The organism is Streptomyces cyslabdanicus (assembly GCF_052663305.1).
Genome location: NZ_JBQRUW010000023.1, coordinates 30,684 through 56,836, shown reverse-complemented (window position 1 = coordinate 56,836; position 26,153 = coordinate 30,684). Strand labels below are relative to the sequence as shown.

At 72.6% G+C, this 26,153-nt stretch carries 26 protein-coding genes and 2 pseudogenes; 19 read left to right on the top strand and 9 right to left on the bottom strand.

The genetic code is table 11. The features are described from left to right. The first annotated feature begins 4 nt into the window (after positions 1-4). From ACTYVM_RS15330 to ACTYVM_RS15315, 4 genes are read left to right on the top strand one after another with little or no spacing between them, the layout of a single operon-like run. Positions 5-928 carry an ABC transporter permease gene (locus tag ACTYVM_RS15330; protein WP_400028941.1) on the top strand — a complete coding sequence of 308 codons (924 nt, stop codon included), beginning with the start codon at positions 5-7 and terminating at the stop codon, positions 926-928. After that, positions 921-1,898 carry an ABC transporter permease gene (locus ACTYVM_RS15325; RefSeq protein WP_445526481.1) on the top strand — a complete coding sequence of 326 codons (978 nt, stop codon included), beginning with the start codon at positions 921-923 and terminating at the stop codon, positions 1,896-1,898. The genes ACTYVM_RS15330 and ACTYVM_RS15325 overlap by 8 nt, the downstream gene beginning before the upstream one ends. A 7-nt stretch (positions 1,899-1,905) precedes the next feature. Next, on the top strand, positions 1,906-2,892 hold the full coding sequence (locus ACTYVM_RS15320) for an ABC transporter ATP-binding protein (protein WP_445526480.1): 987 nt from the start codon (positions 1,906-1,908) through the stop codon (positions 2,890-2,892). Next, positions 2,873-3,967 carry an ABC transporter ATP-binding protein gene (locus tag ACTYVM_RS15315; protein WP_445526479.1) on the top strand — a complete coding sequence of 365 codons (1,095 nt, stop codon included), beginning with the start codon at positions 2,873-2,875 and terminating at the stop codon, positions 3,965-3,967. The genes ACTYVM_RS15320 and ACTYVM_RS15315 overlap by 20 nt, the downstream gene beginning before the upstream one ends. 58 nt (positions 3,968-4,025) lie before the next feature. Here ACTYVM_RS15315 and ACTYVM_RS15310 read toward each other — a convergent pair whose 3' ends face one another. After that, the gene (locus ACTYVM_RS15310; protein WP_445526478.1) at positions 4,026-6,155 is read right to left on the bottom strand and encodes a S9 family peptidase; all 2,130 of its coding nucleotides are present in this window, start codon (positions 6,153-6,155) and stop codon (positions 4,026-4,028) included. Between the two features lie 197 nt (positions 6,156-6,352). Here ACTYVM_RS15310 and ACTYVM_RS15305 point away from each other — a divergent pair, with 197 nt between their 5' ends. Further along, positions 6,353-6,547 carry a hypothetical protein gene (locus tag ACTYVM_RS15305; protein ID WP_358728925.1) on the top strand — a complete coding sequence of 65 codons (195 nt, stop codon included), beginning with the start codon at positions 6,353-6,355 and terminating at the stop codon, positions 6,545-6,547. Between the two features lie 22 nt (positions 6,548-6,569). Here ACTYVM_RS15305 and ACTYVM_RS15300 read toward each other — a convergent pair whose 3' ends face one another. Next, the gene (locus ACTYVM_RS15300) at positions 6,570-6,779 is read right to left on the bottom strand and encodes a DUF397 domain-containing protein (RefSeq protein ID WP_445526477.1); all 210 of its coding nucleotides are present in this window, start codon (positions 6,777-6,779) and stop codon (positions 6,570-6,572) included. Then, positions 6,776-7,306 (bottom strand): annotated as a pseudogene (locus ACTYVM_RS15295) (DUF5753 domain-containing protein); the annotation flags it as partial. The gene ACTYVM_RS15300 and the pseudogene ACTYVM_RS15295, both read right to left, overlap by 4 nt. Before the next feature lie 196 nt (positions 7,307-7,502). Here ACTYVM_RS15295 and ACTYVM_RS15290 point away from each other — a divergent pair. Then, a pseudogene (locus tag ACTYVM_RS15290) lies at positions 7,503-7,827 on the top strand (ATP-binding protein). A 226-nt stretch (positions 7,828-8,053) separates the two neighbouring features. Further along, on the top strand, positions 8,054-9,019 hold the full coding sequence (locus ACTYVM_RS15285) for a helix-turn-helix domain-containing protein (protein WP_445526476.1): 966 nt from the start codon (positions 8,054-8,056) through the stop codon (positions 9,017-9,019). Positions 9,020-9,223: 204 nt separating this feature from the next. Here the strand turns inward: ACTYVM_RS15285 and ACTYVM_RS15280 are convergent, their stop codons facing one another. Beyond that, complete coding sequence (locus tag ACTYVM_RS15280) at positions 9,224-9,670, bottom strand: hypothetical protein (RefSeq protein ID WP_445526475.1); 447 nt, start codon at positions 9,668-9,670, stop codon at positions 9,224-9,226. Between the two features lie 108 nt (positions 9,671-9,778). Here ACTYVM_RS15280 and mshB point away from each other — a divergent pair, with 108 nt between their 5' ends. The 7 genes from mshB to ACTYVM_RS15245 all read left to right on the top strand — a co-directional run bounded on the left by mshB (position 9,779) and on the right by ACTYVM_RS15245 (position 17,153). Continuing rightward, positions 9,779-10,699, top strand: coding sequence for an N-acetyl-1-D-myo-inositol-2-amino-2-deoxy-alpha-D-glucopyranoside deacetylase (mshB, locus tag ACTYVM_RS15275; RefSeq protein WP_445526474.1), 921 nt, complete (start codon positions 9,779-9,781; stop codon positions 10,697-10,699). Then, a complete protein-coding gene (locus tag ACTYVM_RS15270) occupies positions 10,696-11,112 on the top strand; it encodes a DUF6113 family protein (protein ID WP_445526473.1) in 417 nt (138 codons plus the stop codon). Before mshB ends, ACTYVM_RS15270 begins: the two co-directional genes overlap by 4 nt. Positions 11,113-11,271: 159 nt before the next feature. Further along, positions 11,272-13,512 (top strand): hypothetical protein, encoded by a 2,241-nt coding sequence (locus ACTYVM_RS15265; protein ID WP_445526472.1) that lies wholly within the window; start codon positions 11,272-11,274, stop codon positions 13,510-13,512. A 155-nt stretch (positions 13,513-13,667) separates the two neighbouring features. Then, positions 13,668-14,597, top strand: coding sequence for an ABC transporter ATP-binding protein (locus tag ACTYVM_RS15260; RefSeq protein ID WP_445526471.1), 930 nt, complete (start codon positions 13,668-13,670; stop codon positions 14,595-14,597). Then, positions 14,594-15,334 (top strand): ABC transporter permease, encoded by a 741-nt coding sequence (locus ACTYVM_RS15255; protein ID WP_400028954.1) that lies wholly within the window; start codon positions 14,594-14,596, stop codon positions 15,332-15,334. Before ACTYVM_RS15260 ends, ACTYVM_RS15255 begins: the two co-directional genes overlap by 4 nt. Before the next feature lie 5 nt (positions 15,335-15,339). Continuing rightward, the gene (locus ACTYVM_RS15250) at positions 15,340-16,542 is read left to right on the top strand and encodes a sensor histidine kinase (RefSeq protein WP_445526492.1); all 1,203 of its coding nucleotides are present in this window, start codon (positions 15,340-15,342) and stop codon (positions 16,540-16,542) included. Next, positions 16,539-17,153, top strand: a complete 615-nt coding sequence (locus tag ACTYVM_RS15245; RefSeq protein WP_445526470.1) for a response regulator transcription factor — start codon at positions 16,539-16,541, stop codon at positions 17,151-17,153. The genes ACTYVM_RS15250 and ACTYVM_RS15245 overlap by 4 nt, the downstream gene beginning before the upstream one ends. 55 nt (positions 17,154-17,208) lie before the next feature. On the opposite strand, the gene ACTYVM_RS15240 is transcribed toward ACTYVM_RS15245, so the two are convergent. Next, the gene (locus ACTYVM_RS15240) at positions 17,209-18,060 is read right to left on the bottom strand and encodes a transglutaminase family protein (RefSeq protein ID WP_445526469.1); all 852 of its coding nucleotides are present in this window, start codon (positions 18,058-18,060) and stop codon (positions 17,209-17,211) included. A gap of 67 nt (positions 18,061-18,127) precedes the next feature. Then, entirely contained in the window at positions 18,128-19,162 is a 1,035-nt protein-coding gene (locus tag ACTYVM_RS15235; protein WP_445526491.1) for a GNAT family N-acetyltransferase, read from the bottom strand. Positions 19,163-19,302: 140 nt separating this feature from the next. Between ACTYVM_RS15235 and fdxA the strand changes: the two genes are divergently transcribed. Both fdxA and ACTYVM_RS15225 read left to right on the top strand, forming a co-directional pair. Then, positions 19,303-19,623, top strand: coding sequence for a ferredoxin (gene fdxA, locus ACTYVM_RS15230; RefSeq protein WP_189705242.1), 321 nt, complete (start codon positions 19,303-19,305; stop codon positions 19,621-19,623). Positions 19,624-19,736: 113 nt separating this feature from the next. Then, positions 19,737-20,858, top strand: a complete 1,122-nt coding sequence (locus tag ACTYVM_RS15225) for a bifunctional succinyldiaminopimelate transaminase/glutamate-prephenate aminotransferase (protein ID WP_445526468.1) — start codon at positions 19,737-19,739, stop codon at positions 20,856-20,858. Between the two features lie 103 nt (positions 20,859-20,961). Here ACTYVM_RS15225 and ACTYVM_RS15220 read toward each other — a convergent pair whose 3' ends face one another. Continuing rightward, a complete protein-coding gene (locus ACTYVM_RS15220; protein ID WP_445526467.1) occupies positions 20,962-21,333 on the bottom strand; it encodes an ATP-binding protein in 372 nt (123 codons plus the stop codon). A gap of 285 nt (positions 21,334-21,618) precedes the next feature. Beyond that, a complete protein-coding gene (locus ACTYVM_RS15215; protein ID WP_445526466.1) occupies positions 21,619-22,596 on the bottom strand; it encodes a VldE C-terminal domain-containing protein in 978 nt (325 codons plus the stop codon). Positions 22,597-22,690: 94 nt separating this feature from the next. On the opposite strand from ACTYVM_RS15215, the gene dapE reads away from it, so the two are divergent. Together dapE and ACTYVM_RS15205 are read left to right on the top strand one after the other, a co-directional pair. Continuing rightward, a complete protein-coding gene (gene dapE, locus ACTYVM_RS15210; protein WP_445526465.1) occupies positions 22,691-23,770 on the top strand; it encodes a succinyl-diaminopimelate desuccinylase in 1,080 nt (359 codons plus the stop codon). Between the two features lie 152 nt (positions 23,771-23,922). Beyond that, positions 23,923-24,681, top strand: a complete 759-nt coding sequence (locus tag ACTYVM_RS15205; RefSeq protein ID WP_445526464.1) for an LOG family protein — start codon at positions 23,923-23,925, stop codon at positions 24,679-24,681. A 118-nt stretch (positions 24,682-24,799) separates the two neighbouring features. On the opposite strand, the gene folP is transcribed toward ACTYVM_RS15205, so the two are convergent. Beyond that, entirely contained in the window at positions 24,800-25,660 is an 861-nt protein-coding gene (gene folP / locus ACTYVM_RS15200) for a dihydropteroate synthase (protein WP_445526463.1), read from the bottom strand. Positions 25,661-25,797: 137 nt separating this feature from the next. Here folP and ACTYVM_RS15195 point away from each other — a divergent pair, with 137 nt between their 5' ends. Then, positions 25,798-26,151: a DivIVA domain-containing protein gene (locus tag ACTYVM_RS15195; protein ID WP_400028963.1), complete on the top strand. Its 354-nt coding sequence runs from the start codon at positions 25,798-25,800 to the stop codon at positions 26,149-26,151. The last annotated feature ends 2 nt before the right edge of the window (positions 26,152-26,153 follow it).

The following is a 26,153-nucleotide window of genomic DNA, read 5'->3' as shown; positions in this document are numbered from 1 at the left end:
CCGCATGGGACGCCATGTCGCCAGACGGCTGCTCCAGATGATCCCGGTGTTCTTCGGGGCCACCCTGCTGATCTTCCTGATGGTGAACGTGATGGGCGATCCCATCGCCGGACTGTGCGGGGAGCGCGCCTGCGACACCGCGACCGCGGCCCAGCTCAGGCGGGAGTTCGGCCTCGACAAGCCGCTGTGGCAGCAGTACGCGACCTACATGGGCAACGTCTTCACCGGCGACTTCGGCACCGCGTTCAACGGGCAGCCCGTCACGGAGCTGATGGCGTCGGCGTTCCCCGTCACCATCCGGCTGACCGTCGTCGCGATCCTCTTCGAGATCGTCGTCGGCATCACCCTGGGCGTGCTGACCGGGCTGCGCCGCGGCCGGCCCGTGGACACCTCGGTCCTCGTCCTCACCCTCGTCGTCATCTCCGTCCCCACCTTCGTCACCGGCCTGTTGCTGCAACTGCTGTTCGGCGTCCACTGGGGCTGGATCAAACCCTCGGTGTCCCCGGCGGCGGCCTTCGGCGAGCTGATCGTGCCCGGCCTGGTCCTCGCCTCCGTCTCCCTCGCCTACGTCACCCGGCTGACCCGTACCTCCATCGCCGAGAACCGGCGCGCGGACTACGTGCGCACCGCTGTCGCCAAGGGACTGCCCCGGCGCCGGGTCGTGGTGCGGCACCTGCTGCGCAACTCCCTCATCCCCGTGGTCACCTTCATCGGCACCGACATCGGCGCGCTGATGGGCGGCGCCATCGTCACCGAGCGCATCTTCAACATCCACGGCGTCGGCTACCAGCTCTACCAGGGCATCCTGCGGCAGAACACCCAGACCGTCGTCGGCTTCGTGACGGTCCTCGTCCTGGTCTTCCTGGCCGCCAACCTGCTCGTGGACCTGCTGTACGCCGTACTCGACCCGAGGATCCGCTATGCCTGAGCAGTCGCAGGAGCCCGAGCGCGCCATCGCCGGAACCGGCATGGGCGGCGCGATGGACCTCGCGGCGAGCGAGGCGACGACGCTGGAGCGGGTGCCGGGCGGGCCGGAGGGACCGCCCGGCGGACGGGCCCGCTCCCTGTGGTCCGACGCCTGGCGCGACCTGCGCCGCGACCCCGTCTTCCTGCTCTCCGCGCTGGTGATCTGCTTCCTGGTCGTCATCGCGATCCGCCCGTCCCTGATCGCCTCGGGCAATCCGCTCAGCTGCGACCTGCCCAGGGCCCAGGACGGTCCCGCCCCCGGCCACCCCTTCGGCTTCGACGGCCAGGGCTGCGACGTCTACACCCGCACCGTCTACGGGGCCCGCGCGTCCGTCACGGTCGGCGTGTGCGCCACGCTCGGGGTGGCGCTCTTCGGCTCGGTGCTGGGCGCCCTCGCCGGGTTCTTCGGCGGCGCCGGCGACGCCGTGCTGTCCCGGATCACCGATGTCTTCTTCGCCATCCCCGTCGTCCTCGGCGGCCTCGTCCTGCTGTCCGTCGTCCCGAGCAGCACCGTCTGGCCGGTCGTCGGGTTCATCGTGCTGCTCGGCTGGCCGCAGATCTACCGGATCGCGCGCGGCTCGGTCATCACCGCCAAGCAGCTCGACTACGTCCAGGCCGCCCGCGCCCTGGGCGCCTCCCACTCCCGCATCCTGCTGCGGCACATCGCGCCCAACGCCGTCGCCCCGGTCATCGTCGTCGCCACCATCGCGCTCGGCACGTACATCGCCCTCGAGGCCACCCTGTCCTACCTCGGCGTCGGGCTGAAACCGCCCAGCGTCTCCTGGGGCATCGACATCTCCGCCGCCTCGCCCTACGTCCGCAACGCCCCGCACGCGCTGCTGTGGCCCGCCGGGGCGCTGGCGATCACGGTCCTGGCCTTCATCATGCTCGGCGACGCGGTGCGCGACGCCCTCGACCCGAAGCTGAGGTGACGGCGCCTTGCTGCTCGAAGTCCGCGATCTGCACGTGGAGTTCCGGACCCGGGACGGGGTCGTCCACGCCGTCAACGGGGTCAGCTTCGCGGTGGACGCCGGGGAGACGCTCGCCGTGCTCGGCGAGTCGGGCTCCGGCAAGTCCGTGACCGCGCAGGCGGTCATGGGCATCCTCGACGTGCCGCCCGGCCGGATCGGCGGCGGGCAGATCCTCTTCGCCGGCCGGGACCTGCTGAAGCTGAGGGAGGAGGATCGGCGGCGGATCCGGGGCGCCGAGATGGCGATGATCTTCCAGGACGCGCTGTCCGCGCTGAACCCCGTGCTGACCGTCGGCGACCAGCTCGGCGAGATGTTCACGGTGCACCGGGGCATGTCCCGCAAGGAGGCGCGCACCAGGGCCGTGGAGCTGATGGACCGGGTGCGCATCCCGGCCGCACGGCAGCGCGTGCGCGACTATCCGCACCAGTTCTCCGGCGGTATGCGCCAGCGCGTCATGATCGCCATGGCGCTGGCCCTGGAGCCCGCCCTCATCATCGCCGACGAGCCGACCACCGCCCTCGACGTCACCGTCCAGGCCCAGGTGATGGACCTGCTCGCCGAACTCCGGCGCGAGTACCGCATGGGGCTCGTGCTGATCACCCACGACCTGGGCGTGGTCGCCGACGTCGCCGACCGGATCGCGGTGATGTACGCGGGCCGGATCGTCGAGTCGGCGCCGGTGCACGACATCTACAAGGCGCCCGCCCACCCGTACACCAGGGGCCTGCTGGACTCGATCCCGCGCCTGAGCCACAAGGGCCGGGAGCTCTACGCCATCAAGGGCCTGCCGCCCAACCTCCAGGCGATCCCGTCCGGTTGCGCCTTCCACCCGCGCTGCCCCATGGCCCGGGACGTGTGCCGGACGGACGTACCGCCCCTGTACGAGGTCTCCGAAAGCCGCGCGAGCGCCTGCCACTTCTGGAGGGAGTGCCTGGATGGCAGAGCAGACGGCTGAGCAAGCGGCCGAGCCGATCCTGGAGGTCAGCGGGCTCGTCAAGCACTACCCGCTCACCCGGGGCGTCCTGTTCAGGAGGCAGGTCGGGGCGGTCAAGGCGGTCGACGGGGTCGACTTCACCCTGGGCCGGGGCGAAACGCTCGGCATCGTGGGCGAGTCCGGCTGCGGCAAGTCCACCGTGGCCAAGCTGCTGTGCAACCTGGAGCGGCCCACGGCGGGCGAGATCCGCTACCGGGGCGAGGACATCACACGGCTGTCCGGCCGGGCGCTGAAGGCGGTGCGCCGCAACATCCAGATGGTGTTCCAGGACCCGTACACCTCGCTCAACCCCCGTATGACGGTGGGCGACATCATCGGCGAGCCGTACGAGATCCACCCCGAGGTGGCGCCCAGGGGTGACCGCAGGAGAAGGGTCCAGGAACTGCTGGACGTCGTCGGCCTCAACCCGGAGTACGTCAACCGCTATCCGCACCAGTTCTCCGGCGGCCAGCGCCAGCGCATCGGGATCGCACGGGGGCTGGCCCTGCGTCCCGAGATCATCGTCGCCGACGAGCCGGTCTCCGCGCTCGACGTCTCGGTGCAGGCCCAGGTGATCAACCTGATGGAGCGGCTGCAGGACGAGTTCGACCTGTCCTACGTCTTCATCGCGCACGACCTGTCGATCGTGCGGCACATCTCCGACCGGGTGGGGGTCATGTACCTCGGGCGGATCGTCGAGATCGGTACCGACGAGCAGATCTACGACCACCCGACGCACCCCTACACCCAGGCGCTGCTGTCCGCCGTGCCCGTGCCGGACCCCGGGGCCCGGGAGCGCCGGGAGCGGATCATCCTCTCGGGGGACGTGCCGTCCCCGACGAACATCCCCTCCGGCTGCCGCTTCCGCACCCGATGCTGGAAGGCGCGGGAGCGCTGCACGCTCGAGGTGCCGGAGCTGGCGGTGCCCGAGGAGTTCCAGCACGACACCGGGCCTGCGGTGCACCCCTCGGCGTGCCACTACGCGGCGGAACTCCAGGTGGTGCCGCCGAAGGAGCGGGACACCGACGGACAGGGCAGCGGCACCAGGGCACCGTGACCGGAGCACCGTGGGACGGGGGCCGGGGCGGCGTGCCGTGTGCCGCCCCGGCCCGTGCTCAGGCGAGCCCCAGGGAACGCTTGAGGAAGTCCACCTGGAGCAGGAGCAGGTTCTCGGCGACCTGCTCCTGCGGAGTCATGTGGGTGACCCCGGACAGCGGCAGCACCTCGTGCGGTCGCCCGGCGGCGAGCAGGGCGGAGGACAGCCGCAGGGCGTGCGCGACCACCACGTTGTCGTCGGCCAGGCCGTGCACGATCATTAGCGGCCGGTGCGGCTCGGCGGGCGAGGACAGCCCGTCGTCGGTGACCAGGGAGCTGCGGGCGTACACCTCCGGAGCCCGGCCCGGGTCGCCCAGGTACCGCTCGGTGTAGTGGGTGTCGTACAGGCGCCAGTCGGTGACCGGGGCGCCCGCGACGCCCGCGTGGAAGACGTCCGGGCGGCGCAGCACGGCCAGGGCGGCCAGGTAGCCGCCGTAGGACCAGCCGCGGATCGCCACCCGGTCGAGGTCGAGCGGATACGTCTTGGCAAGGTCCCGCAAGGCGTCGATCTGGTCGTCGAGGGTGACCGTGAAGTCGTCGTGGACGGCCTTCTCCCAGACGGGGGAGCGGCCCGGGGTGCCGCGGCCGTCGGCGACGACCACCGCGAAGCCCTGGTCGGCGAACCACTGCGAGGTGAGGTGCGCGTTGTGCGCGGCCACCACGCGGGAGCCGTGCGGGCCGCCGTAGGGGTCGAGGAGGACGGGCAGGGGAGCGGAGGCGGCAGTGTCACGGGGGTAGTCCGCAGGCATAAGCACGGCGCACGGGATTTGGCGTGCGCCCCCCTGGGTGAGGGTCACGCGCGGGGTCAAACCGGGATCTTCGGCGTGCGAGCGGATGGTGGCGACCGTCCGGCCCTCACGCACCACCCGCACCCGGGCGCCCGGCCGGTCGAGCGTGGCGGAGACGAGGACGGCCACGCCCCCGGCACGCACCGCGGTGTGCACACCGGGCTCCTGGCTCACGCGCTCCACCCCGAGTTCGTTGACGCGGTAGACGTGCACCTCCCCGGTCTCCGGGGCGGCCGCCTCCTCGCCGGCCGAGGCGGAGACCAGCACGTCGTCGTCCGACACGTCCAGCACGGCCCGCACATGCAACTGGGCGCCGGTGAGCGGCCGTTCGCCGACCGCGAGCACCCGCGCGCCCCCCTCGTCGGCGACCCGCACCAGCTGCCCGGAAGGGGACCAGCACGGCACCCCGGGGAAAAGATCAAGCCAATCTGGATCTTCGTCCGCGTGCACCATACGGGTCGCCCCGGACTCCGGATCCACGGCTAGGTACAGCTGGCTGCGCTGGTCGCGCGCCTGCACGAGGAGAAGAGGCGCTCCCGCCGCTGACCAGTGCACATGGGCCAGATACGGGTACCGGGACCGGTCCCAGAGGACCTCCGTGCGGGCCCCGTCCAGGCCGAACACGAACAACTGTACGTCCGCGTTGGGGGTACCGGCGGCCGGGTACGGGACGCGGCTGGGCTCCCGCTCGGGATGCGCCGGATCGGAGATCCACCACCGTCGTACCGGCGTGTCGTCCACGCGCGCCACGAGCAGCCGGTCCGACTCCGGCGCCCACCAGAAGCCGCGCGAACGGTGCATCTCCTCGGCCGCGATGAACTCCGCGAGGCCGTAGACGACGCCCTCGGACTCCGGTTCGGCGAGTGCGCGGTCACCGTCGCCCTCGGCACCCACCACCCGCACGGTGCCGGCGGTGACATAGGCGACATGCCGTCTGTCGGGGGACGGGCGGGGGTCGATCACCGGCCCGGGGGCGGGCAGTTCGCGTGCCGTACCGGTCCGCAGCCCGGCCGTGAAAAGCCGCCCTGACAAGGCAAAAGACGCCAACTCCGCGGCGGTGTCGGTGGCGTAGCCGATGATGCCCGCGCCACCCTCGCGACTGCGTTCGCGGCGCGCCCGCTCCTCGGGCGAGAGGTGTTCACCGGCGCCGCCGAGGAGGGCGTGCGGGTCGGCGGCGACGCGCTCCGCACCACTGTCAAGGTCGAGTACCCAAAGGGAGTTGGCCCGGTCGGTGCCCGATCCGGAGCGCAGGAACGCGACCCGGGAGGCGTCGGGAGCCACGGTGAACGCGCGCGGCGCGCCCAGCGTGAACCGCTGGGTGCGCGCGTGCCGTCGGGGGAAGGAGACAGGCTCGGTCGTCATGCCATGACCATATTGGCCATGCGCCCCCTTGTGCGGCCGTGCGCCGACCGATGCGCGCGTGCGGATAGTTATGATCGTTCGCGCATAGTGGGTATGAACCTGCTGCTCCTGTGTGGATTTATCTGCCCCCATAGTCCGACGACCCCCGATACCCCCCGACACCCCCCGCGTCCCGGGAACTTTGGAGGTGAGCCGCCGTGGCACTCTCGATTTCGGCGGTGCTGCTGCTGGTGATCATCGTCTTCTTGTTGATCAAGAAGTCGGGCCTCAAGGCGGGTCACGCGATCGTGTGCATGCTTCTGGGCTTCTACCTGGCGTCGTCCACGGTCGCCCCCACGATCAGCGAACTCACCACGAATATCGCGGGGATGATCGGCAGCTTCAAGTTCTAGCGCCGACGGACCATGCCCGCCGTCAGTCCTCGGAAGCGTACGACACGAAGCGGGCCCAGGCCCCCGGCGCCATCGTGAGCCGGGGGCCCGCGACGTACTTCGAGTCGCGGACGTGAACCGTGCTGGGCTCGGTGGCGATCTCCACCCAGGAGTCACCCTCGCTGCCGCTGCTGTAGCTGCTCTTGAACCACGCCAGGTCGGAGGCGTCCCCGGACGAGGTGTTGCGGATCATGTCTCCCCCAGCAGTTGCTCGATGAACGCAGCCGACTCGCGAGGCGTGAGGGCCTGCGCCCGGATGATGCCATACCGGAGTTCCAGAATACGGAGCTGCCTCGGCTCGGAGACCGGTCGGCCGTTGGCCACCACTGGAGAACGGCCGACTGCTGAGCCGTCCTCGAACTTCAGCACCTCGATCCCGCCGTCCACTCCAGCATGCTCTTCGCGTTCCACTGGCATGATCTGGAGCTCGACATTGGGCAACTGCCCCGCCTCAAGCAAGTGCTCAAGCTGCCCGCGCAGGACCGCCCTCCCGCCCAGTGGGCGCCGAAGCGTCCACTCCTCCAGTACGAAGCTGAGTTCAGGTGCCGGGTCGCGCTCGAAGATCGCTTTGCGGGCCAGGCGTGCGGCGATGAACCGCTCCACCTCTTCCGCCGAGCAGGCGGGGCGTCGCATCATCAGGAGAGCGCGTGCGCTTCCGGGGGTTTGCAACAAGCCGTGGACATGAAGTGGATCGTAGAGCTGAAGCTCAACCGCCCGCGCCCCGCCGCTTCCCTCCGCAGCCTCAACTGCCGCCCCGCGGTGGCTACTACGGCGAGTGCCCAGTCGTCGCACCGGACAAGCCGCGGACAGTGACCCTACGCAGCAGCTTGATTACCTGTCACGGTAAGGCTGGTCGGCCACGCTGAGTGATGTGAATCAGGAAATTGCCGAGGCCACGGCCCAACTCGACGCCAGCATCCACAACTTCAGCGTCCTCCTGTCCTCCACTCCGCGCGGCGCCCGCCTCGCCCCGGCTCCCCGGCCGCAGCTTCCGCCTCACGCTCTACGTGGTCGGCGGCACCCTCCGTATCGAAGTCACCGACACCCGCGGTGACCGTCGCCCGAAGCTCCAAGAGCCGGACGCGGATGCCGAGTCGGGCCGCGGCCTGCTGCTCGTGGACGCCCTCGCCGACCGCTGGGGTGTCGCCGAGGGGCGCTATCCGCGCAAGACCATCTGGGCCGAACTGAGCCTGTCGGCACCGGAACCCGCGCCCACGCGTTCCGGTGCCGTCGGCGACTGAAAGCAAAGGAACGAGGGAGAAAGAACCCTGCCAAGCCCCACCCCTCCCGCCCGTGGCCCAGGCTCACTCGGGCGGGTGAACATCCCCGGCTCGGCTGGATTTCACAGCCCCCGGCGGCCCTACGCTCAGCGCAACGCAGCACAACAACCGCAGACATGCGACGGCCCCCGCCGGGACGGCAATCCCAGTGCGAGGGCCTGACCACCGAGGAAGAGATGGCTTCCCGATGGGTACCCAGAACCCTAGCGTGCGCCCGCACGCCCAGTCCCGTATTGCGGACGACAAGCACCCGAACCGGGGCCACCACACCGGCGGCCTGGTCCACGACAACACCCGCCACACCACTCGCTTCACGGTGATCGGCAACCACCTGGCCCAGCACCGCGCGCTGTCGCTGCTCGCGATCGGACTCGCCGTGCACCTCCAGTCGCTGCCGAAGGGCGCCCGCGTCGACATCAAGACCCTCACCGCACGCTTCCCCGAGGGGGCCACCCGTATCGCCGCCGCCCTGCGGGAGTTGGAGGCCCACGGCTACCTCCGCCGACTCCGCGAACGTGCCCCCGGCGGCCGTATCGTCACCCGCACGGTCTCCTGCAACCAGCCGGCCGCGGCTGGTCGCCACCATGCCGAAGCGTCCGACACCGCTCCCCACGCCGCGCCCGACGCACCGGACCGTCCGGCGGCGGCACCGCCGAAGCAGGGGAAGTGCGAGCAGCGGGCGGCGCGCGAGACGGGCAGGGCACGGGAGAAGCGCGCGCCCGGGAAGCCGCTCCCCGCCGTCCCCCGCCCGGCGTACGCCGCCCCCGCACTCCTCAAGGCGGCCGCCGACCTCCTCGCGGACCTCCGCCGCCGCGACTCCCGCCTCCTGCTCTCCGCCTGCGACGCGGCCCACCTGGCCCCCGGCGTCGCGGCCTGGCTGGAGCGCGAGGTGAGCCCGGCCGCCGTACGCCACGCCCTGACCGCCGACCTCCCGTCCGAGGGCCTACGCCGCCCCGCCGCCGTCCTGGCCCACCGCCTCACCGTCCAGCTCCCACCGCTGCTCCCGTTCCGCGCCCCGGCCGCCCCGCCGCCCGCGCGGCACCCGCTCCAGACCTGCGAGGGCTGCGACCGCGCTTTCCGCGCCCCCGACCCCGGCCGCTGCCGCGACTGCCGAACCGAACTCCAGGAGGACGCCCAGTGCCGCGTCAGGTGACGTTTGCCCGTCAAGGAGCGGCGTCCGGTGCGTGCTCTGGAGGTCCCCCCTGCTCGAAGAGCTTGGGGGAGTGCCGGCCGGAAGTCCTCGTACTGGACGTACTCGGGCTTTCGGCCGGTGCGGCGAGAGGGGGTCCCCCCTGCTCGAAGAGCTTGGGGGAGCGTGCCGGGCGTCGCGACGGGGCAAACGTTGCCTGCCGCGGCACTAGAGGTCGCCGCAGGCGTTCCGTGCCTTCGTCAGTTCCTGCTGGACTTCCTTGCCGAACTCGAAGGTCTGCGCGTGGAGCGTCTGCGCCCGCTGGACGGCTTCGGCGAGCGGCTTGTACCGCTTGTCGCCCGCGGCCGCCGACGCCGAGAGCACGACGGCCGCGGCGAACCGGTTCAACGCGATGTCGCCCTCCGGTCCCTTCGAGCCGTACTTGGACTCGTCGAATCCACCGAGGGCGCGGCACGCGTCGCGCGCGTCGTCCGCCGCGGTCGACGACGCGGCCGGGCCGTCACCGCTCAGCGCCCACGCCGCGCCCACGGCGCCCCCGCCGACCACGAGGCCCGTCACCAGTGCGGCGACCGGGAGGATGCCGGAACGTCCGGGGGTCGTGGGTGCCGGTGAGGCCGAGGGAATCGGAGCGCTGTACTGAGGCTGCGATGACATGCCCCCAAGTTACGACAGGCATATGACAGGTGCGTGGGGGCTCGGCTCGGGCTCGGCTCCGGCGGCCCGCGCCGGGGGCGGGGCCCGGCCCCTCGTAGGGTTGGACCCATGACGGAACGGGCCGCTCGGCGGCTGATGCTGGTGCACGCGCATCCGGACGACGAGTCGATCAACAACGGTGCGACCATGGCGCGCTACGCGGCCGAGGGCGCCCTCGTGACGCTGGTGACCTGCACGCTCGGGGAGCGGGGCGAGGTCATCCCGGACGACTTGCGGCATCTGGAGGGGACGGCCGGGCTCGGGCCGTACCGGAGGCAGGAACTGGCCGCGGCCATGCGGGAACTCGGAGTCGAGGACTTCCGGCTGCTCGGCGGGGCCGGTCGGTACCGGGACTCCGGGATGATGGGGCTCGCCGACAATGACGACCCGGACTGCCTGTGGCAGGCCGGCCTCGACACCGCCGCCGAGCACCTCGTCGCCGTGATCCGCGAGGTGCGCCCGCAGGTCCTCGTCACCTACGACGACAACGGCGGCTACGGCCACCCCGACCACATCCAGGCCCACCGCGTCGCCATGCGCGCCGCCGACCTGGCCGCCGACCCCGCCGTACGCCCCGACCTCGGCGAGCCCTGGCGGATCGCCAAGGTCTACTGGAACCGCGTCCCGCGTCCGGTCGCCGAGGCCGCCTTCGCGCGGCTGAAGGAGGACCTGCCCGGACTGCCGTTCGACGAGCCGGCCGCGATCGACGACGTGCCCGGAGTCGTCGGCGACGAGCACGTCACCACGGCGGTCGACGGCAGCGCGTACGCCGCCGCCAAGGCCGCCGCGATGCGCGCGCACGCGACCCAGATCGAGGTGGCCGAGCCGTACTTCGTCCTGTCCAACCAGCTTGCCCAGCCGGTCTTCAGTACCGAGTTCTACGAGCTGGTGCGCGGGGAACCCGGCGCCGGGGAGGGGGAGCGGGAGACCGACCTGTTCGCCGGGATCGATCTGTTCGCGGGGGCCGTCCAGGAAGGTGGCACGTCATGAGTTCAGGAGGAGGGGGCTCCCTGCTCACGCAGCCCCTCAAGCCGCCCTCCGCCGGGCGGGCCGCCGCGTATCTCGGGCTCTTCCTGCTCGGCGCGGTGGTCGCCCTCGCGGGTGCGCTGGTGCAGGCCGCCTGGTTCCCCGGCGGGCTGCTGCTCGCGCTCGCGGGCGCGGCCGGGCTGTTCCTGGGCGGGGCGCGGGCCGCGCGCAGCCGGGGCGGGGCCGCGGCGGGCGCGGTCGGCTGGATCGTCACCGTGCTGTTCCTCACCACCAGCCGCCCCGAAGGGGACTTCTTCTTCGCGGCCGACAGCGGCTCCTATCTCTTCCTGCTCGGCGGCATGGCCGTCGCTGTGATCTGTGCCACCCTGGCGCCGGGACGGCAACGGCACGACGACGACGCCCGACTTGGCAAGTGACGTACCACTTCTTCCCGTGGTGCCGGTGCGGGTCCGGTGGGGGTTTACCCAGCGGTCCCGGGATAACGGCCCGAAGCGGCCAGTATGGTGGTGCGCGCGCCGCCGAGCCGCCCGCACTGAGGTCGTAACGGGCGGCGGAGCCAATCGGGAGAACCTGCCTTGAGTCGTGAAACTGACACTCCGTCGTCCGGGCCCAACGGGCGCGGCGGAGCCGCCTACCCCTCGGGGACCCCGCCGTACGGAATCCCGGCGGTCTCCGACGACCGAGCCGACGCGGGCGGTTCGGCCACACAGCCCGAGGAACGCAAGACCGAGACCACGCTGACGACCCGGATCCGGATCAACATCCCCGGATCCCGGCCGATCCCGCCGGTCGTCATGCGTACGCCCGTCTCCTCGGACGGATCCGAGAGCGGCGCCGAGGACGCCGACGGCGAGGCTCCGCCGTCGGCCGACCCGGCGCCCACGGCCCCCGCGGAGCCGCCGGCCGAGCCCGCGGCACCGGCGGGGGAGAAGCCGACCAGCGACTGGTTCGCGCCCCGCAAGCCCCAGGCGGGCAAAGGCGGTCAGGGCGGCGGCTCCACCAACGGCGCGGGACTGCCGGGGGGTTCGGGCGCCGCGCCCGCGGCGAACGGTTCCGGCCCCGGCGCTTCCGGTCCGGGAACCGCTGTCCCCCGGCCCTCGGGCGCCGGCTCCTCAGGACCGGGCTCGTCCGGCGGAGCCCGCCCCAGCGGTGTGACCGGCGCCATGAACATGCCCGGCGCCGCGGGCGGCTCCCGTCCCGGCTCCAGCAGCAACCCCGGGCTGTCCGGGGCCACCGGCGGCCCCGTGGCCCCCGGCCACGGCGGCGGCACCGGATCCTTCGACGTCACCGAGGCGCTCGCCGCGGGCCCGATCTCCGGCGGCCCCCGCCCCGGTGGCGACGAGCCGCGCCCTGACGACCTGGCGTACTTCCCCGAGGACGGGCAGGGCGGGCGCGACGGCCAGGGCGGCCCGAGCGGCTCCGGCGGCCTCGGCGGTCCGGGCGTCCCCGGAGTGCCGGGCGGCCCGCAGGGCCCCACGGGCCCGACGAGCGGCCCCGTCACCGGCGACGGATCGCTGCGGCGGCCCGCGGGTGGCGGCGCGCCCGCGGGACCCCCGGCGGGCGCGGGACGCCCCGGTGGCGCCCCCGGCGCGCACACGGCCCGCCCCGGCGGCGGCCTGAGCGACGACACCGCGGTCCTCACCCCGCAGCAGCACGTCCCGGAGCCGGGCACCCCCGGTTACGGCGCCCAGCCGGACAACGTCTCCGGGCACACCGTCACCAGCGGCATGCCCGTCATCCAGCCCGGTCCCAACTCGCCGTTCCGGCCGGAGGCCGACTGGAACGGACCGCAGGCGCACACGCCCCCGCGGCTGCCCGAGCCGGCCCCGCAGAGCGCCGCGGCGGCGAGCGCCGACGCTCCCAAGGGCAAGAAGAAGGGCCGCAGCAAGCTCGTCCTGCTCTGCGGCGCCGTGATCGTCGTCGCCGGTGTCGCCTACGGCGCCGGGCTGCTGATGAACCGCTCCGACGTGCCCAAGGGCACCACCGTGCTCGGCGTCGACATCGGCGGCGGCACCCGCGACGACGCCGTCAAGAAGCTCGACGACGCCTTCGGCAGCCGGGTGAACCAGCCGCTGAAGCTGTCGGTCGAGGGCAAGTCGGTGACGCTCAAGCCGAACCAGGCCGGGCTCCAGTTCGACACCCAGGCCACCGCCAGCGCGGCCGCGACGAGCGACTACAACCCCGTGTCCGTGATCGGCTCGCTGTTCGGCAACCACCGGGTGGTCGAGCCGCAGATGCCGGTCGACGAGGAGAAGCTCCAGGTCGCCCTGGAGAGCATCTCGGGCGGCGCCGGGTCGGTGACCGAGGGCGGCATCAAGTTCGAGTCCGGCAAGGCCGTCGCCGTCTACGGCAAGCCGGGCAAGGGCATCGAGGTCGACGGCTCGACCCGGCTGGTCCAGCGGGCGTACCGCACCCAGGTGGAGACGGGCACGACCGCGCCGGTCCAGCTGCCCACCGTCACCCGGGAGCCGACGGTCTCCAACGCCGAGGTCAACCGGATGATGAAGGAGTTCGCGCAGCCCGCGATGTCCGCCAACGTCACCGTTCAGACCGACGCGGCGCACAGCATCCCGCTCAGCCCGCAGAACTCCCTGTGGAAGTTCCTCAGGGTGAAGGCCGTGAACGGCAAGCTCGTCGACAGCCCCGACCTGAAGGCGCTCAAGGAGCTCTACGGGCAGACCTTCGACGGCGTGCTGATCACCCGGGCCACCGGGAAGAAGACCGCCGTCACCCCGCAGGACGTCTACGTGGCGTTGCGGCAGGCCCTGCTGAGCACGAGCAAGCGGGACGCCGTCATCGAGACCAACCCGAGCTGACCGAGCACGATCCGGAGAGGGCACCCGGCCGAAAGGCAGGTGCCCTCTCTTCGTCTCACGCCGTCCTGTCACCTCGCGACCATGACATCTGTCATCCGGCAGTCAGGACCGCCGACACTGCCCGGCACCCCCGCCCGTCGGCCAGCATGTCGGACATGACGACAACAGCGGAGCGAGCCGGCACCACCACGGTGGTGGGGTTCGACCAGGTGACCAAGAGCTACGGGAACGTCCGGGCCGTCGACGGGCTGACCCTCGCCCTGCATCCGGGCGAGACCGTCGCCCTGCTCGGCCCGAACGGCGCCGGCAAGTCGACCACCCTCGACCTGCTGCTCGGCCTCAGACAGGCCGACAGCGGCACCGTCAGCGTCTTCGGCACCAGCCCGCGCGAGGCGATCGTCGCCGGGCGCGTGGGCGCCATGCTCCAGAGCGGCGGGCTGATGGAGGACGTCACCGTCGCCGAACTGGTACGGCTCGCCTGCGACCTGCACCCCAAGCGGTACCGGACCGCCGACGTACTGTCCCGGGCGGGCATCTCCCAGATCGCCGACCGCAAGGTGAACAAGCTCTCCGGCGGCCAGGCCCAGCGCGTCCGCTTCGCCCTGGCCACCGCCGGCGACAGCGACCTGATCGTCCTGGACGAGCCGACCACCGGCATGGACGTCTCCGCCCGCCAGGCCTTCTGGGCCACCATGCGCGAACAGGCCGACCAGGGCCGCACGGTCCTGTTCGCCACGCACTACCTGGAGGAGGCCGACGCCATCGCCGACCGGGTGCTGGTGCTGCACCGGGGACGGCTGCTGGCCGACGGCACCGCCGCCGAGATCAAGGCGAAGGCGGGAGCCCGGCGGGTCGCCTTCGACCTGGAGGGCGCCATCGACGAGGCCGCCCTGAACGGTCTGCCCTTCCTGACCTCGATGTCCGTGAGCGGCCAGACCGTCCGCATCCAGTCCTCCGACGCCGACGCGACCGTGCACGCCCTGTACGGGCTCGGTCTCTACCCCCGCAACCTCGAAGTCGCCGGGCTCGGGCTCGAGCAGGCCTTCGTCGCCATCACCGAGGCCGAGGAGGCCAAGCAGTCGTGAACAGTCTCATCCGGCTGGAACTCACCCGCGCCCTGCGCAACCGCAAGTTCCTCTTCTTCTCGGTGCTCTACCCCTCGATCCTGTTCCTGATCATCGCGGGCAAGGCGGACGGCGTCACCGAGGTCGACGGCACCGGCCTGACCGTACCGACGTACATGATGGCCTCCATGGCCTCCTTCGGCGCGCTCACCGCCGTCCTGATGGGCAACAGCGAGCGCATCGCCAAGGAGCGCGAGAGCGGCTGGGTACGGCAGCTGCGGCTGACCACCCTGCCCGGGCGCGGCTACGTCCTCGCCAAGACCGCCGCCGCGGCCGTGGTCAGCCTGCCGTCGATCGTCCTCGTCTTCGTGGTCGCCGCCGCCGTCAAGCAGGTCCGCCTGGAGGCCTGGCAGTGGCTCGCCCTCACCGGCGCGATCTGGGCCGGCAGCCTGGTCTTCGCCGCGCTCGGCGTGGCCATCGGCTACCTCGCCACCGGGGACGCGGTCCGCCCGATCACGATGATCGTCTACTTCGGCCTGTCCCTGCTCGGCGGTCTGTGGATGCCCTCGACCACGTTCCCGCGGTGGCTCCAGAACATCGCCGAGTGGCTTCCCACGCACGCGTACGCTGCACTGGGGCGTGCGATCGAGCAGAGCCAGGCCCCGCACATGAAGGACCTCGCCATCCTCGTCGTCTTCTTCGCCCTGTTCGCGGGCGGCGCGGCCTGGCTGTACCGGAAGGACACGCTGAAGGCGTGAGCGTGATGACGGAAGACCCGCGGCCCTGCGAAGCACGGGCGGACCGGCTGATGCGCATGGGGGAACCGCCCCGGAACAGGGGCGAGGCACTGCGCAAGCTGGTGTGGATCCTGCCCTGGCTGATCTTCCTCAGCTCGCCGGTGCGGGACCTGGTCTCCGGTGTCCACACGGCCGCCGCCACCGCGGCCGGCTGGGCGGGCCTCGCGGCCTTCACCGGGACCTATCTGGCGCTGGTCTACCGGAACATGGGCCGGCCGTTCTCCGGGCGCGTCGTCGGCTGGCTGGTCGCCGCGATCGGGGTGCTCGCCGTCGTGCTGTGCCTGACCCTCGGCGCACAGTGGATCGGCCTGTTCGTGTACGTCTCCGTGGCCTGCGGTGCGACGAACCCGCTGCGGGTCGCCTACTGGACGATCCCGCTGACCACCGCCGTGATGCTGCTCGTCGCCCAGCACACCGGCGCGCAGGGCGAGTGGACGCTGTTCCTGCTGGTGACGCTGATCGGCTTCGCGATGACCGGCGTACGGCAACTCGTGCGCACCACGGTCGACCTGCGCAAGGCCCGCGCCACCGTGGCCCAGCTCGCCGCCAACGAGGAGCGGCTGCGGCTCGCCCGCGACCTGCACGACCTGCTCGGCCACTCGCTCTCCCTGATCACGCTGAAGAGCGAGCTGGCCGGCCGGATGCTGCCCGACCACCCCGGCAAGGCGGCCCAGCAGGTCGCCGACATCGAACAGGTCAGCCGCCAGGCCCTGGTGGACGTCCGCGAGGCCGTCACCGGCTACCGGCGCCCCCGCCTGCACGCCGAACTGGCGGGCGCCCAGGTGGCGCTGACCGCCGCCGACGTCATCGCCGACGTGCCCGCCGAGCCCGACCTGCACGGCGTCCTGGAGGAGAGCGAGTCCACGCTCGCCTGGGCGCTGCGCGAGGCGATCACCAACGTCGTACGGCACAGCGGCGCGACCCGGTGCACCGTCGACCTGGTCCGCCGCCAGACCCTGGACGGGCCGTTCCTCGAACTGTGCGTCGAGGACAACGGCTCGGGCGGCTCCGGCAGTGTCGGCAAGGGTCCGGGCAACGGTCTGACGGGCCTGGCCGAGCGCCTGGAGAAGGCGGGCGGGCGCCTGGAGGCGGGGCGTGCCGGGCGGGGCTTCCGGCTCGTCGCCCGGGTGCCTCTCGGTTCCCCCGCGGACATAGGATCCCCGGCATGAGCCGCACGATCAAGGTCCTCCTGGCCGAGGACCAGTCGATGGTCCGCGAAGCACTGGCCGCCCTGCTCGGCCTGGAGGACGACATCGAGGTCGTCGCCCAGGTGCCGCGCGGGGACGAGGTCGTCGCGGCGGCGCACGCCCACGGCGTCGACGTGGCCCTGCTCGACATCGAGATGCCCGGCTGCACCGGCATCGAGGCGGCCGCCCGGCTCCACAAGGAGCTGCCCGCCGTGAAACTGGTCGTGCTCACCACCTTCGGCCGCCCCGGCTATCTGCGCAGCGCCATGGAGGCGGGCGCGGACGCCTTCCTCGTCAAGGACGCGCCGGCCGCACAACTCGCGGCGGCGGTACGGAAGGTGCTCGACGGCGAGCGGGTCATCGACCCCACGCTGGCCGCGGCGGCGCTGGCCGAGGGCGCCAACCCGCTGACCGACCGGGAGCGCGAGGTCCTGCGCGCCGCGTCCGACGGCTCCACCAACGCCGAGCTGGCCGCCGCCCTCCACCTGTCCCAGGGCACGGTCCGCAACTACCTCTCGACCGCGATCCAGAAGCTGGCGGTGCGCAACAGGACGGAGGCGGTCCGCATCGCACGGGAGAAGGGCTGGCTGTAGCGGCGCCCACCGGGCCGCGGGGGCGCAGGGCGGTCCTGGCGGGGGTGGGGCGGCGTCAGTTCAGCAGGGCCCGTGCGGCGCGCGCCTGCTCCCGTACCTGCTCGGCCGCCGGCTCGTCCACCGCGCCCAGCACCTCGGCGTACGCCTCAAGCTCCAGGGCCCCGCCCACGAAGTCCCCCCGCCGCACCAGCAGCTGCGCCCGCTCGTACCGCAGCCGCGCCGGATGGGACGGCAGCAGCAGCGACAGCTCCACCGCCCACAGCGCCACCTCCGACCGCTCGGGCCGCACGGCCGCCCAGGCCCGTATGTTGTTCAGGATCCGCGACACGACCTCCAGGGGCGTCGCGGGCACCAGCATCGACGCGTCCAGCGGCGCGCCCGTCGCCCCGACCACCAGCAGTTCGGCGTCCGCCCCCGTGAGCACCCGGCCCCCGTCGAACGGGTCCGCGAGCACCTGCTCCCCGGCCGCCCCGAAGCCCACGACGAAGTGCCCGGGCAGCGCGACCCCGCACACCGGCGCCCCGGCCCGCCGCGCGACCTCCATCCACACCACCGACAGCAGGATGGGCAGCCCACGCCGGCGCGCCAGCACCTCGTGCAGCAGGGAGGACTCCAGCCGCTGGTAGTCCGCCGCCGAGCCGTGGAAGCCGTACCGCTCGCCGAGCAGTTCGCACAGGGCCCGCGCCCAGTCCCGCGGCCCGCCCGGCCGGTACGGCAGCAGCCCCGCGAGCCGGTCCAGCTCCAGCTGCGCCGCGTCCATGCCCGCCTCGTCCAGCGTGCCGTCGGCCGCCGCGCCCACCAGCAGGCACAGCGCCGCGAGGTCCGGCCGCTCGGACCGCACCTCCTCGCCGAACCACCGGAGCACCGCGGCGGACCGTTCCGGAGACGGCGGATGCAGGGGACGCATGGCAGGTTCGTGCCCTTTCACAACGGTCTCTACGACTTCGCGGACTGCACGGACTTCACGACGGTCCCTACGACGGACGGACGCCGAGGTCCTGCGCGGACTCCGGCCCGGGCTCCGGGCCGCGGTAGTGGTGGTACGCGTGGTGCGCGGTGAAGCCCGCCCCGGCGTACAGGGCCCGCGCCGCGGCGTTGTCGGTCTCCACCTGGAGCCAGGCCGCCGAGGCGCCCTCGTCGAGGGCCTGGCGGGCGAGCGCGGCGAGCACGGTGGTGGCCAGCCCGCGTCGCCGCAGCGCGGGATCCACCTCGACGGCGGAGAAGGACGCCCACCGGCCGTCGACGACGCACCGCCCGATCGCCGCGGGCACACCGCCCTCGCCGGGCACCGTCGCGAACCACACCGACGGCCCGCTGCCGAGCACCTTCAGGGCCACCTCGCTCACCCCCTTGCGCTGGTACCGCGCAAGCCACGCCTCGTCGGCCGTGCGGGACAGCACGACCCCGGAGCCCTCGGCCCGGTCGGCGACCGGCGCGAGCGCCCCGATCCACAGCTCGGCGCTCACCTCGCGCACCCAGCCGCGCCGCTCCAGCTCCGCGCACAGCAGTTCCTGTGTGCCCTCGGCGCCGGTGGCCGTCTGGACGTACGCGGGCAGGCCGCGCTCGCCGTACCAGCGTCGTACGGCGGCCAGCGCCGCGTCGAGGGGCAGACCCGGATCGCCGAGCGGCAGCACCGAGTTGGCGCGACGCGTGAACCCGGCGGCAGCCCGGAGCTCCCACTCGCCCAGCCGCTCGCTCTCCACCGGCCGCCACGCCCGCGCCGCCGCCCGCGCGAGCTCCTCGTACGTGGCCGCCGGGCCCCGCCGCCGCGCCGGGGCGGTCGGTACGACCTTGCCCGCGACCAGGGAGGACTCCGCGATCCGCACGGTCTCGCCGGTCTTCCGTGTGATCTGCAGCACGCCGTGGTCCCATGAGGTGAGAACTCCGACCGTGTCGGTGAACTTCTCACCCCGCGCTCCAGGTTCGCTCAAGCGCCGTACTGAGACCCGTTTGCCCACGTCAGCAGCGGTGATACGGACCTCAAGGCGTCCTGTCGCCGATATTTCCACAGGTCTGTTCACCCCTCCTGTTCGGATCATGCCCCGGAACGGAGATACTAGGGGCGGGCATCGACGACGCCGCGCTCCCGCGCGCCAGGCGGCGGAGCCTGTGGAGGCCCGCCAGCGCCCTATCGAGGAGGAACGACAGCGTGACCTACGTCATCGCGCAGCCTTGTGTCGACGTCAAGGACAAGGCGTGCATCGAGGAGTGCCCGGTCGACTGCATCTACGAGGGCCAGCGGTCCTTGTACATCCACCCGGACGAATGCGTCGACTGCGGAGCTTGCGAACCGGTCTGCCCGGTCGAGGCGATCTTCTACGAGGACGACACTCCCGAGGAGTGGAAGGACTACTACAAGGCCAACGTCGAGTTCTTCGACGAACTCGGCTCTCCCGGCGGCGCCAGCAAGCTGGGGCTGATCGAGCGCGACCATCCCGTCATCGCCGCGCTGCCGCCGCAGAACCAGTAAGAGCGGCCCGTCTTCGCGCCGCCTCGGTCCCGTACGGCCTGATCGCACTCCAGCGTTCCGCTCGCCGCACGGGACCGAGGCGTTTTCCGGACCAGAAAGTGAGCCTGATCCCCGTGTCCGCACTCTCCGACCGGCTCCCCACCTTTCCCTGGGACAAGCTGGAGCCGTACAAGAAGACGGCCGCGGCCCATCCGGACGGCATCGTCGACCTGTCGGTCGGCACTCCGGTGGACCCGGTCCCCGACCTGATCCAGAAGGCGCTGATCGCGGCCGCGGACTCTCCGGGCTACCCGACCGTGTGGGGCACGCCCGAACTGCGTGACGCGATCACCGGGTGGGTCGAGCGCCGCCTCGGCGCACGGGGCGTCACCCACCGGCACGTCCTGCCGATCGTCGGCTCCAAGGAACTGGTTGCCTGGCTCCCCACCCAGCTGGGCCTCGGCCCCGGCGACAAGGTCGCGTACCCGCGCCTGGCCTACCCGACCTACGAGGTCGGCGCCCGGCTGGCCGGCGCGGACCACCTCGTCTACTCGGCGACACCGGGCGCCGGCGTGCCGGGGCCCACGGAGCTGGATCCGGCGGGTCTGAAGCTGCTGTGGCTGAACTCGCCCTCCAACCCCACGGGCCAGGTGCTGCCCAAGGAGGAGCTGCGGAGGATCGTCGCCTGGGCCCGCGAGCACGGCGTGCTGGTCGTCTCCGACGAGTGCTACCTGGAGCTGGGCTGGGAGGCGGACCCGGTCTCGGTCCTGCACCCGGACGTGAACGGCGGCTCGTACGAGGGCATCGTCGCGGTTCACTCGCTGTCCAAGCGCTCGAACCTGGCCGGCTACCGCGCCGCCTTCCTGGCCGGCGACCCGGCCGTCCTCGGGCCCCTGCTGGAGATCCGCAAGCACGGCGGCATGATGACCTCGGCGCCGACGCAGGCGGCGGTCGTGGCCGCCCTCGGCGACGACACCCACGTCCGCGAGCAGCGCGAACGCTACGCCGCCCGCCGCGAGGCCCTGCGCCGGGCCCTGCTCTCCCACGGCTTCCGCATCGAGCACAGCGAGGCGAGCCTCTATCTGTGGGCCACCCGCGACGAGTCCTGCTGGACCACGGTCGCCCACCTCGCCGAACGGGGCATCCTGGTCGCCCCGGGCGACTTCTACGGTCCGGCGGGCGCGGACTTCGTGCGCGTCGCGCTGACGGCGACGGACGAGCGGGTCCGCGCGGCGGTGGAACGCCTGGCCGGGTAGTCCACGTCGGCCGTGGCGGCGACGGCACGCCGACGGGGTCCGGGATTCCTCCCCGGACCCCGTCGGTCCCTTCAGCGCCGCTGAGCGGTCCTTTCAGCGCCGCTCAGCCGAGGGGCAGTTCGGAGACCGGCAGGGACTGTGCCGGCAGCCCGCCCTTCGTCACCGACTGCGCGGCGCCGCCGAGGATCCCTCCGGCGGACCCCGCCGCCTCGCCCGCCGCCTTCCGCGCCACCGGCGTCGCCTGCTGCACGACCTTGCCGCCGGAGTCGCCCGCGACCCCGGCGACATGGTGCGCGGCACCGTCCACGGTGTTGCCGACGCTCGCCCCGTCCAGAGCGGTCAGCCCACCGAGGTTCGGGGTGGCCGGCAGTTCGGGGGCGGCGACGGCGGCACCGGCCGCACCGACCCCGGCGGCCGCTCCGGCGGCGACGAGCAGCGCGGCACGGGCGATCCGGCGGGTCAGAGGGAGGGACATGTTGCTCCTTCGACGGAGTGAACGGACGCTCTGACTACCGCTCGAACTCCGCGAAGGTTGCGGCGGGCCAACGTAAAGAGTTGGTAACGCGTCGCATTATCGGGTACGCGGAAAACCGGACAAAGAGCACCCGTCCGTAGAGGCGCGAAACACCGTGCCGCCCTGTGTTCCCAAGGGTTTCGGCGCCGTTGGCGGGGGTGGTCCCTCAGGGTGAGGACCCGTACTGGCGCGCGGTCGTGGTGACACCTGCGGCGGTCGTGGTGACACCTGCGGTCGTGGAGACGCCTAACGCCCGGTCGTGGTGATGAGGACCGAGCCCGCCGCCCGCTCCGCACCGGCGGCCCCCCGCGTCCGCGCCTCCCGCCACCGGGTGTCGGTCATCCCGGCCGTCCACTGCCAGCCGCCGTAGGAGACCTGCTCGATGTGCAGCGCGGAGGCGTTGGCCACCGCCCAGTGCGCCAGCTGCCAGCCGCGCTGCCGCGCGCCACGCCCGGCGTCGGCCGTGTCGTCGGGCACGGGCACCGTCACGGTCCGCCCGCTCCCGCCCGCCGTCGGGCTCGGCACGGGCGTCGGCGACGGGCCGCCGCCGACCTCCGCGCCCGCCTCCTGCACCACGTCCCGGCCGAAGTCCCGTACGAGCGCGGCACGCACCGCGTCGGGCCCGCTGTGCCGGGTGGGGCCCGGGCGGCCCTGGCAGGCCAGCGTGGCCCCGGAGCGCCCGGTGAGCGCGGCGGCGAGCAGCGTCGCGTCCGGCTCGTGCTTGGCGTACGCCTGCGGGAAGCCGCTGCGCTGCACGCGCTGCGCGGCCACGGTCAGCGGCAGCCGCGTGTAGCCGGGGACCTTGCTCAGGTGCTCGTAGAAGATCCCCGCCGAGTAGGCCGGGTCCATGATCTCCTCCGGCGAGCCCCAGCCCTGCGAGGGCCGCTGCTGGAACAGGCCGAGGGAGTCCCGGTCGCCGAAGTCGATGTTGCGCAGGGCGGACTCCTGGAGCGCGGTGGCCAGCGCGATGGTCACCGCCCGCTCGGGCATGCCGCGCCCGGTGCCGACGGCCGCGATCGTCGCCGCGTTCACCGCCTGCTCCGGGGTGAACCGGTACGACGCGCCGTCGCCCTTGCCGGAGACGACCTCGCAGCCCGGGCCTCCGGTGCCTCCGGTGAGGTACTGCACCGAGACGTAGCCCGCGAGCCCGAGCAGGACCACGACGGCCGCCCCGAACCGGAGGAGGCGGCCACGACGCTTGGAAGAGGGGGGACGGTGCAGCACGCCTACAAGGTAGCTGAGGTTGCTGTGGCTGGAGAGGCAGGTGTGGACAATGCACAGCGACGTACGGGCGGTTCGCCGCGTTAGGGTCGACCGCATGGCCGATAACCCGCTTGACCTCACGCTGGACGCGGCGCGCCTGACCGCGCGACTCGTCGACCTCCCCTCGGAGAGCGGCACCGAGAAGCCGCTCGCCGACGCGATCGAGGCCGCACTGCGCGCCCTGCCGCACCTGACGGTCGACCGCCTCGGCAACAACGTCGTCGCCCGTACGAACCTGGGGCGCTCGCAGCGGGTGATCCTGGCCGGCCACATCGACACGGTCCCGATCGCCGGAAACGTCCCCTCGCGGCTCGACGAGGACGGCGTCCTGTGGGGCTGCGGCACCTGCGACATGAAGTCCGGCGTGGCGGTCCAACTGCGCATCGCGGCCACGGTCCCCGCCCCCAACCGCGACCTGACCTTCGTCTTCTACGACAACGAGGAGGTCGCCGCCGAGTTGAACGGCCTCAAGCACGTCGCCGAGGCGCACCCGGAATGGCTGGCGGGCGACTTCGCCGTGCTGCTCGAACCCTCCGACGGCGAGGTCGAGGGCGGCTGCCAGGGCACCCTGCGGGTGCTGCTGAGGACCAGCGGCGAGCGGGCCCACTCGGCGCGCGGCTGGATGGGCTCCAACGCCATTCACGCCGCCGCGCCGATCCTGCGGCGGCTCGCCGAGTACCAGCCGCGCTATCCGGTCATCGACGGCCTGGAGTACCGCGAGGGCCTCAACGCGGTCGGGATCTCCGGCGGGGTGGCGGGCAACGTCATCCCCGACGAGTGCGTGGTCACGGTCAACTTCCGCTACGCCCCGGACCGCACCGAGGAGGAGGCCGTCGCCCACGTCCGCGAGGTGTTCTCGGACTGCGGGGTCGAGGAGTTCGTGATCGACGACCACAGCGGCGGCGCCCTGCCGGGGCTGAACCACCCGGCCGCCGCGGCGTTCATCGAGGCGGTCGGCGGCACCGCGCGCCCGAAGTACGGCTGGACGGACGTCTCACGCTTCTCGGCGCTGGGCATCTCCGCCGTCAACTACGGCCCCGGCAACCCCCACCTGGCGCACAAGCGCGACGAGCGGGTGGAGACGGCCAAGATCCTCGCGGGCGAGGAGCGGCTGCGGGCCTGGCTGACGGACTGACCGCCGCGACGAGCGTCCGGCCGCCGCCGCGAGTGTCCGGCCGCCGCCAGGCGTCCGTACGGCGCTTCACGGCGGACACACCGACGTCCCCCTCCCGTAACCCCCGCGGATCTACGCTGAGGTGGAACGTCACGCACACGGAGGGAGCGCACATGCCGACAGGCAATCCCGAGGGCAAGAAGCAGCCGCCGGACGAGCAGCGTCTGGGACCGGTGCTCCGGCGGCGTGGTCAGGTCCAGGCGAGCACCACGGACCAGCGGCTGCTGGACGGGCGAGCCCCCTCGGACTGGGTCCACACGGACCCCTGGCGCGTCCTGCGCATCCAGTCGGAGTTCATCGAGGGCTTCGGCACGCTCGCCGAACTCCCGTCCGCCATCAGCGTGTTCGGCTCCGCACGGACGGCGGTGGACTCCCCGGAGTACGACGCGGGGGTGCGGCTCGGACGGGGACTGGTCGAGGCGGGCTTCGCGGTGATCACGGGCGGCGGCCCGGGCGCGATGGAGGCGGCGAACAAGGGCGCGCTGGAGGCCGGCGGCGTCTCGGTGGGCCTGGGTATCGAACTGCCCTTCGAGCAGGGTCTGAACGCCTACGTCGACATCGGCCTCAACTTCCGGTACTTCTTCGTCCGCAAGATGATGTTCGTGAAGTACGCGCAGGGCTTCGTCGTCCTGCCCGGCGGCCTCGGCACCCTGGACGAGCTCTTCGAGGCCCTGACCCTGGTGCAGACCCAGAAGGTCACCCGCTTCCCGATCGTCCTCTTCGGCCGCGCGTACTGGGGCGGCCTGGTCGACTGGCTGCAGGACACCCTGATCGCCCAGGGCAAGGCGGCCCAGGCGGACCTCACCCTGTTCCACGTCACGGACGACGTGGCGGAGGCGGTGGCCCTGATGTCGAAGGAGGCGGGCCGCTAGGCCCTCTCGTGTGGATCATGCCGGGCTCGCGGGCCTGATCCGGCCTGATCCGAACGAAAGACCCGGACCCGCACGGCCGGGCGCGGGGCACCGCGCGCCCAGCCGGGGCGGGGGAGTCCTACGCCAGCCCTCGCCGGGCCACCGCCGGCGGCCGGTGACCCGCGATGGACGCCACCATGTCCAGCACCTGCCGGGTCTCGGCCACCTCGTGCACCCGGTACACCTGGGCCCCCAGCCACGCCGAGACAGCCGTCGTCGCCAGCGTGCCCACGAGCCGCTCCTTCACCGGCTTGTCCAGCGTCTCGCCCACGAAGTCCTTGTTGGACAGCGACACCAGCACCGGCCACCCGGTCGCGGTCATCTCGCCCAGGCGGCGCGTCGCCTCCAGACTGTGCCGCGTGTTCTTGCCGAAGTCGTGCCCCGGATCGATCATCACCGACTCCCGGGGCACGCCGAGCGCCACCGCCCGCTCGGCCAGCCCCACGGTCACCCGGAGGGTGTCGGCCATGACGTCGTCGTACGTCACCCGGTGCGGCCGTGTCCGGGGCTTCGCGCCTCCGGCGTGCGTGCACACCAGGCCGGTCCCGTAGCGCGCCGCGACCTCGGCGAGCCGCGGGTCGACCCCGCCCCACGCGTCGTTCAGCAGGTCGGCACCCGCCTCGCACACGGCCTCGCCGACGTCGGCCCGCCAGGTGTCGACGCTGATCACCACGTCCGGGAACCGCCGCCGCACCTCGGCCACGAAGCCGACCGTCCGCCGGGCCTCCTCCTCGGCCGTCACCTCGTCACCCGGCCCGGCCTTCACCCCGCCGATGTCGATGATCGCGGCACCTTCGGCGACCGCCTGCTCCACGCGCGCGAGGGCCGGCTCGTCACGGAACGTCGACCCCTGGTCGTAGAAGGAGTCCGGGGTCCGGTTGACGATCGCCATGATCACCGGCTCGTGCGCGTCGAACACGCGCCTGCCCAGCCTGAGCATCCCCTGTGACCTCTCCTCTTCGTACCGGTCTTCGGCCGCCCGCGTACCGGTCTTCGGCCGTCTGCGACCCTAGCTGTCAGCCTCGCATGGCACGATCGGACCCTGACACTTACGACAGACTCCGTGGGGACCCAGCGATGGTTATGTTCTTCTTCCTGGTCGTCGCGCTCGCCGTCGTGGTCGCCGCGGTGACCCTCGCGGTGGTGGGCGGCGGCGAGGGAACCGGACCGCTGCCCGAGGCGGCGCCCGAGCGGCTCCGGGACGCGCTGCCACCGGACCGCCCGGTGGACCGCGCGGACGTGGAGAGCCTCCGCTTCCCGCTGACCGCCCGGGGCTACCGCATGGCGGACGTGGACGACGCCCTCGGCCGTCTCGGCGCCGAACTCGCCGAGCGCGACGCGCGGATCGCCGACCTGGAGTCCGCGCTGGCCGGCGCACGGGCCGCCGCCCACGTCGACCTGGCCAAGCCCGAACCGGAGGAGGGGCCGTGACG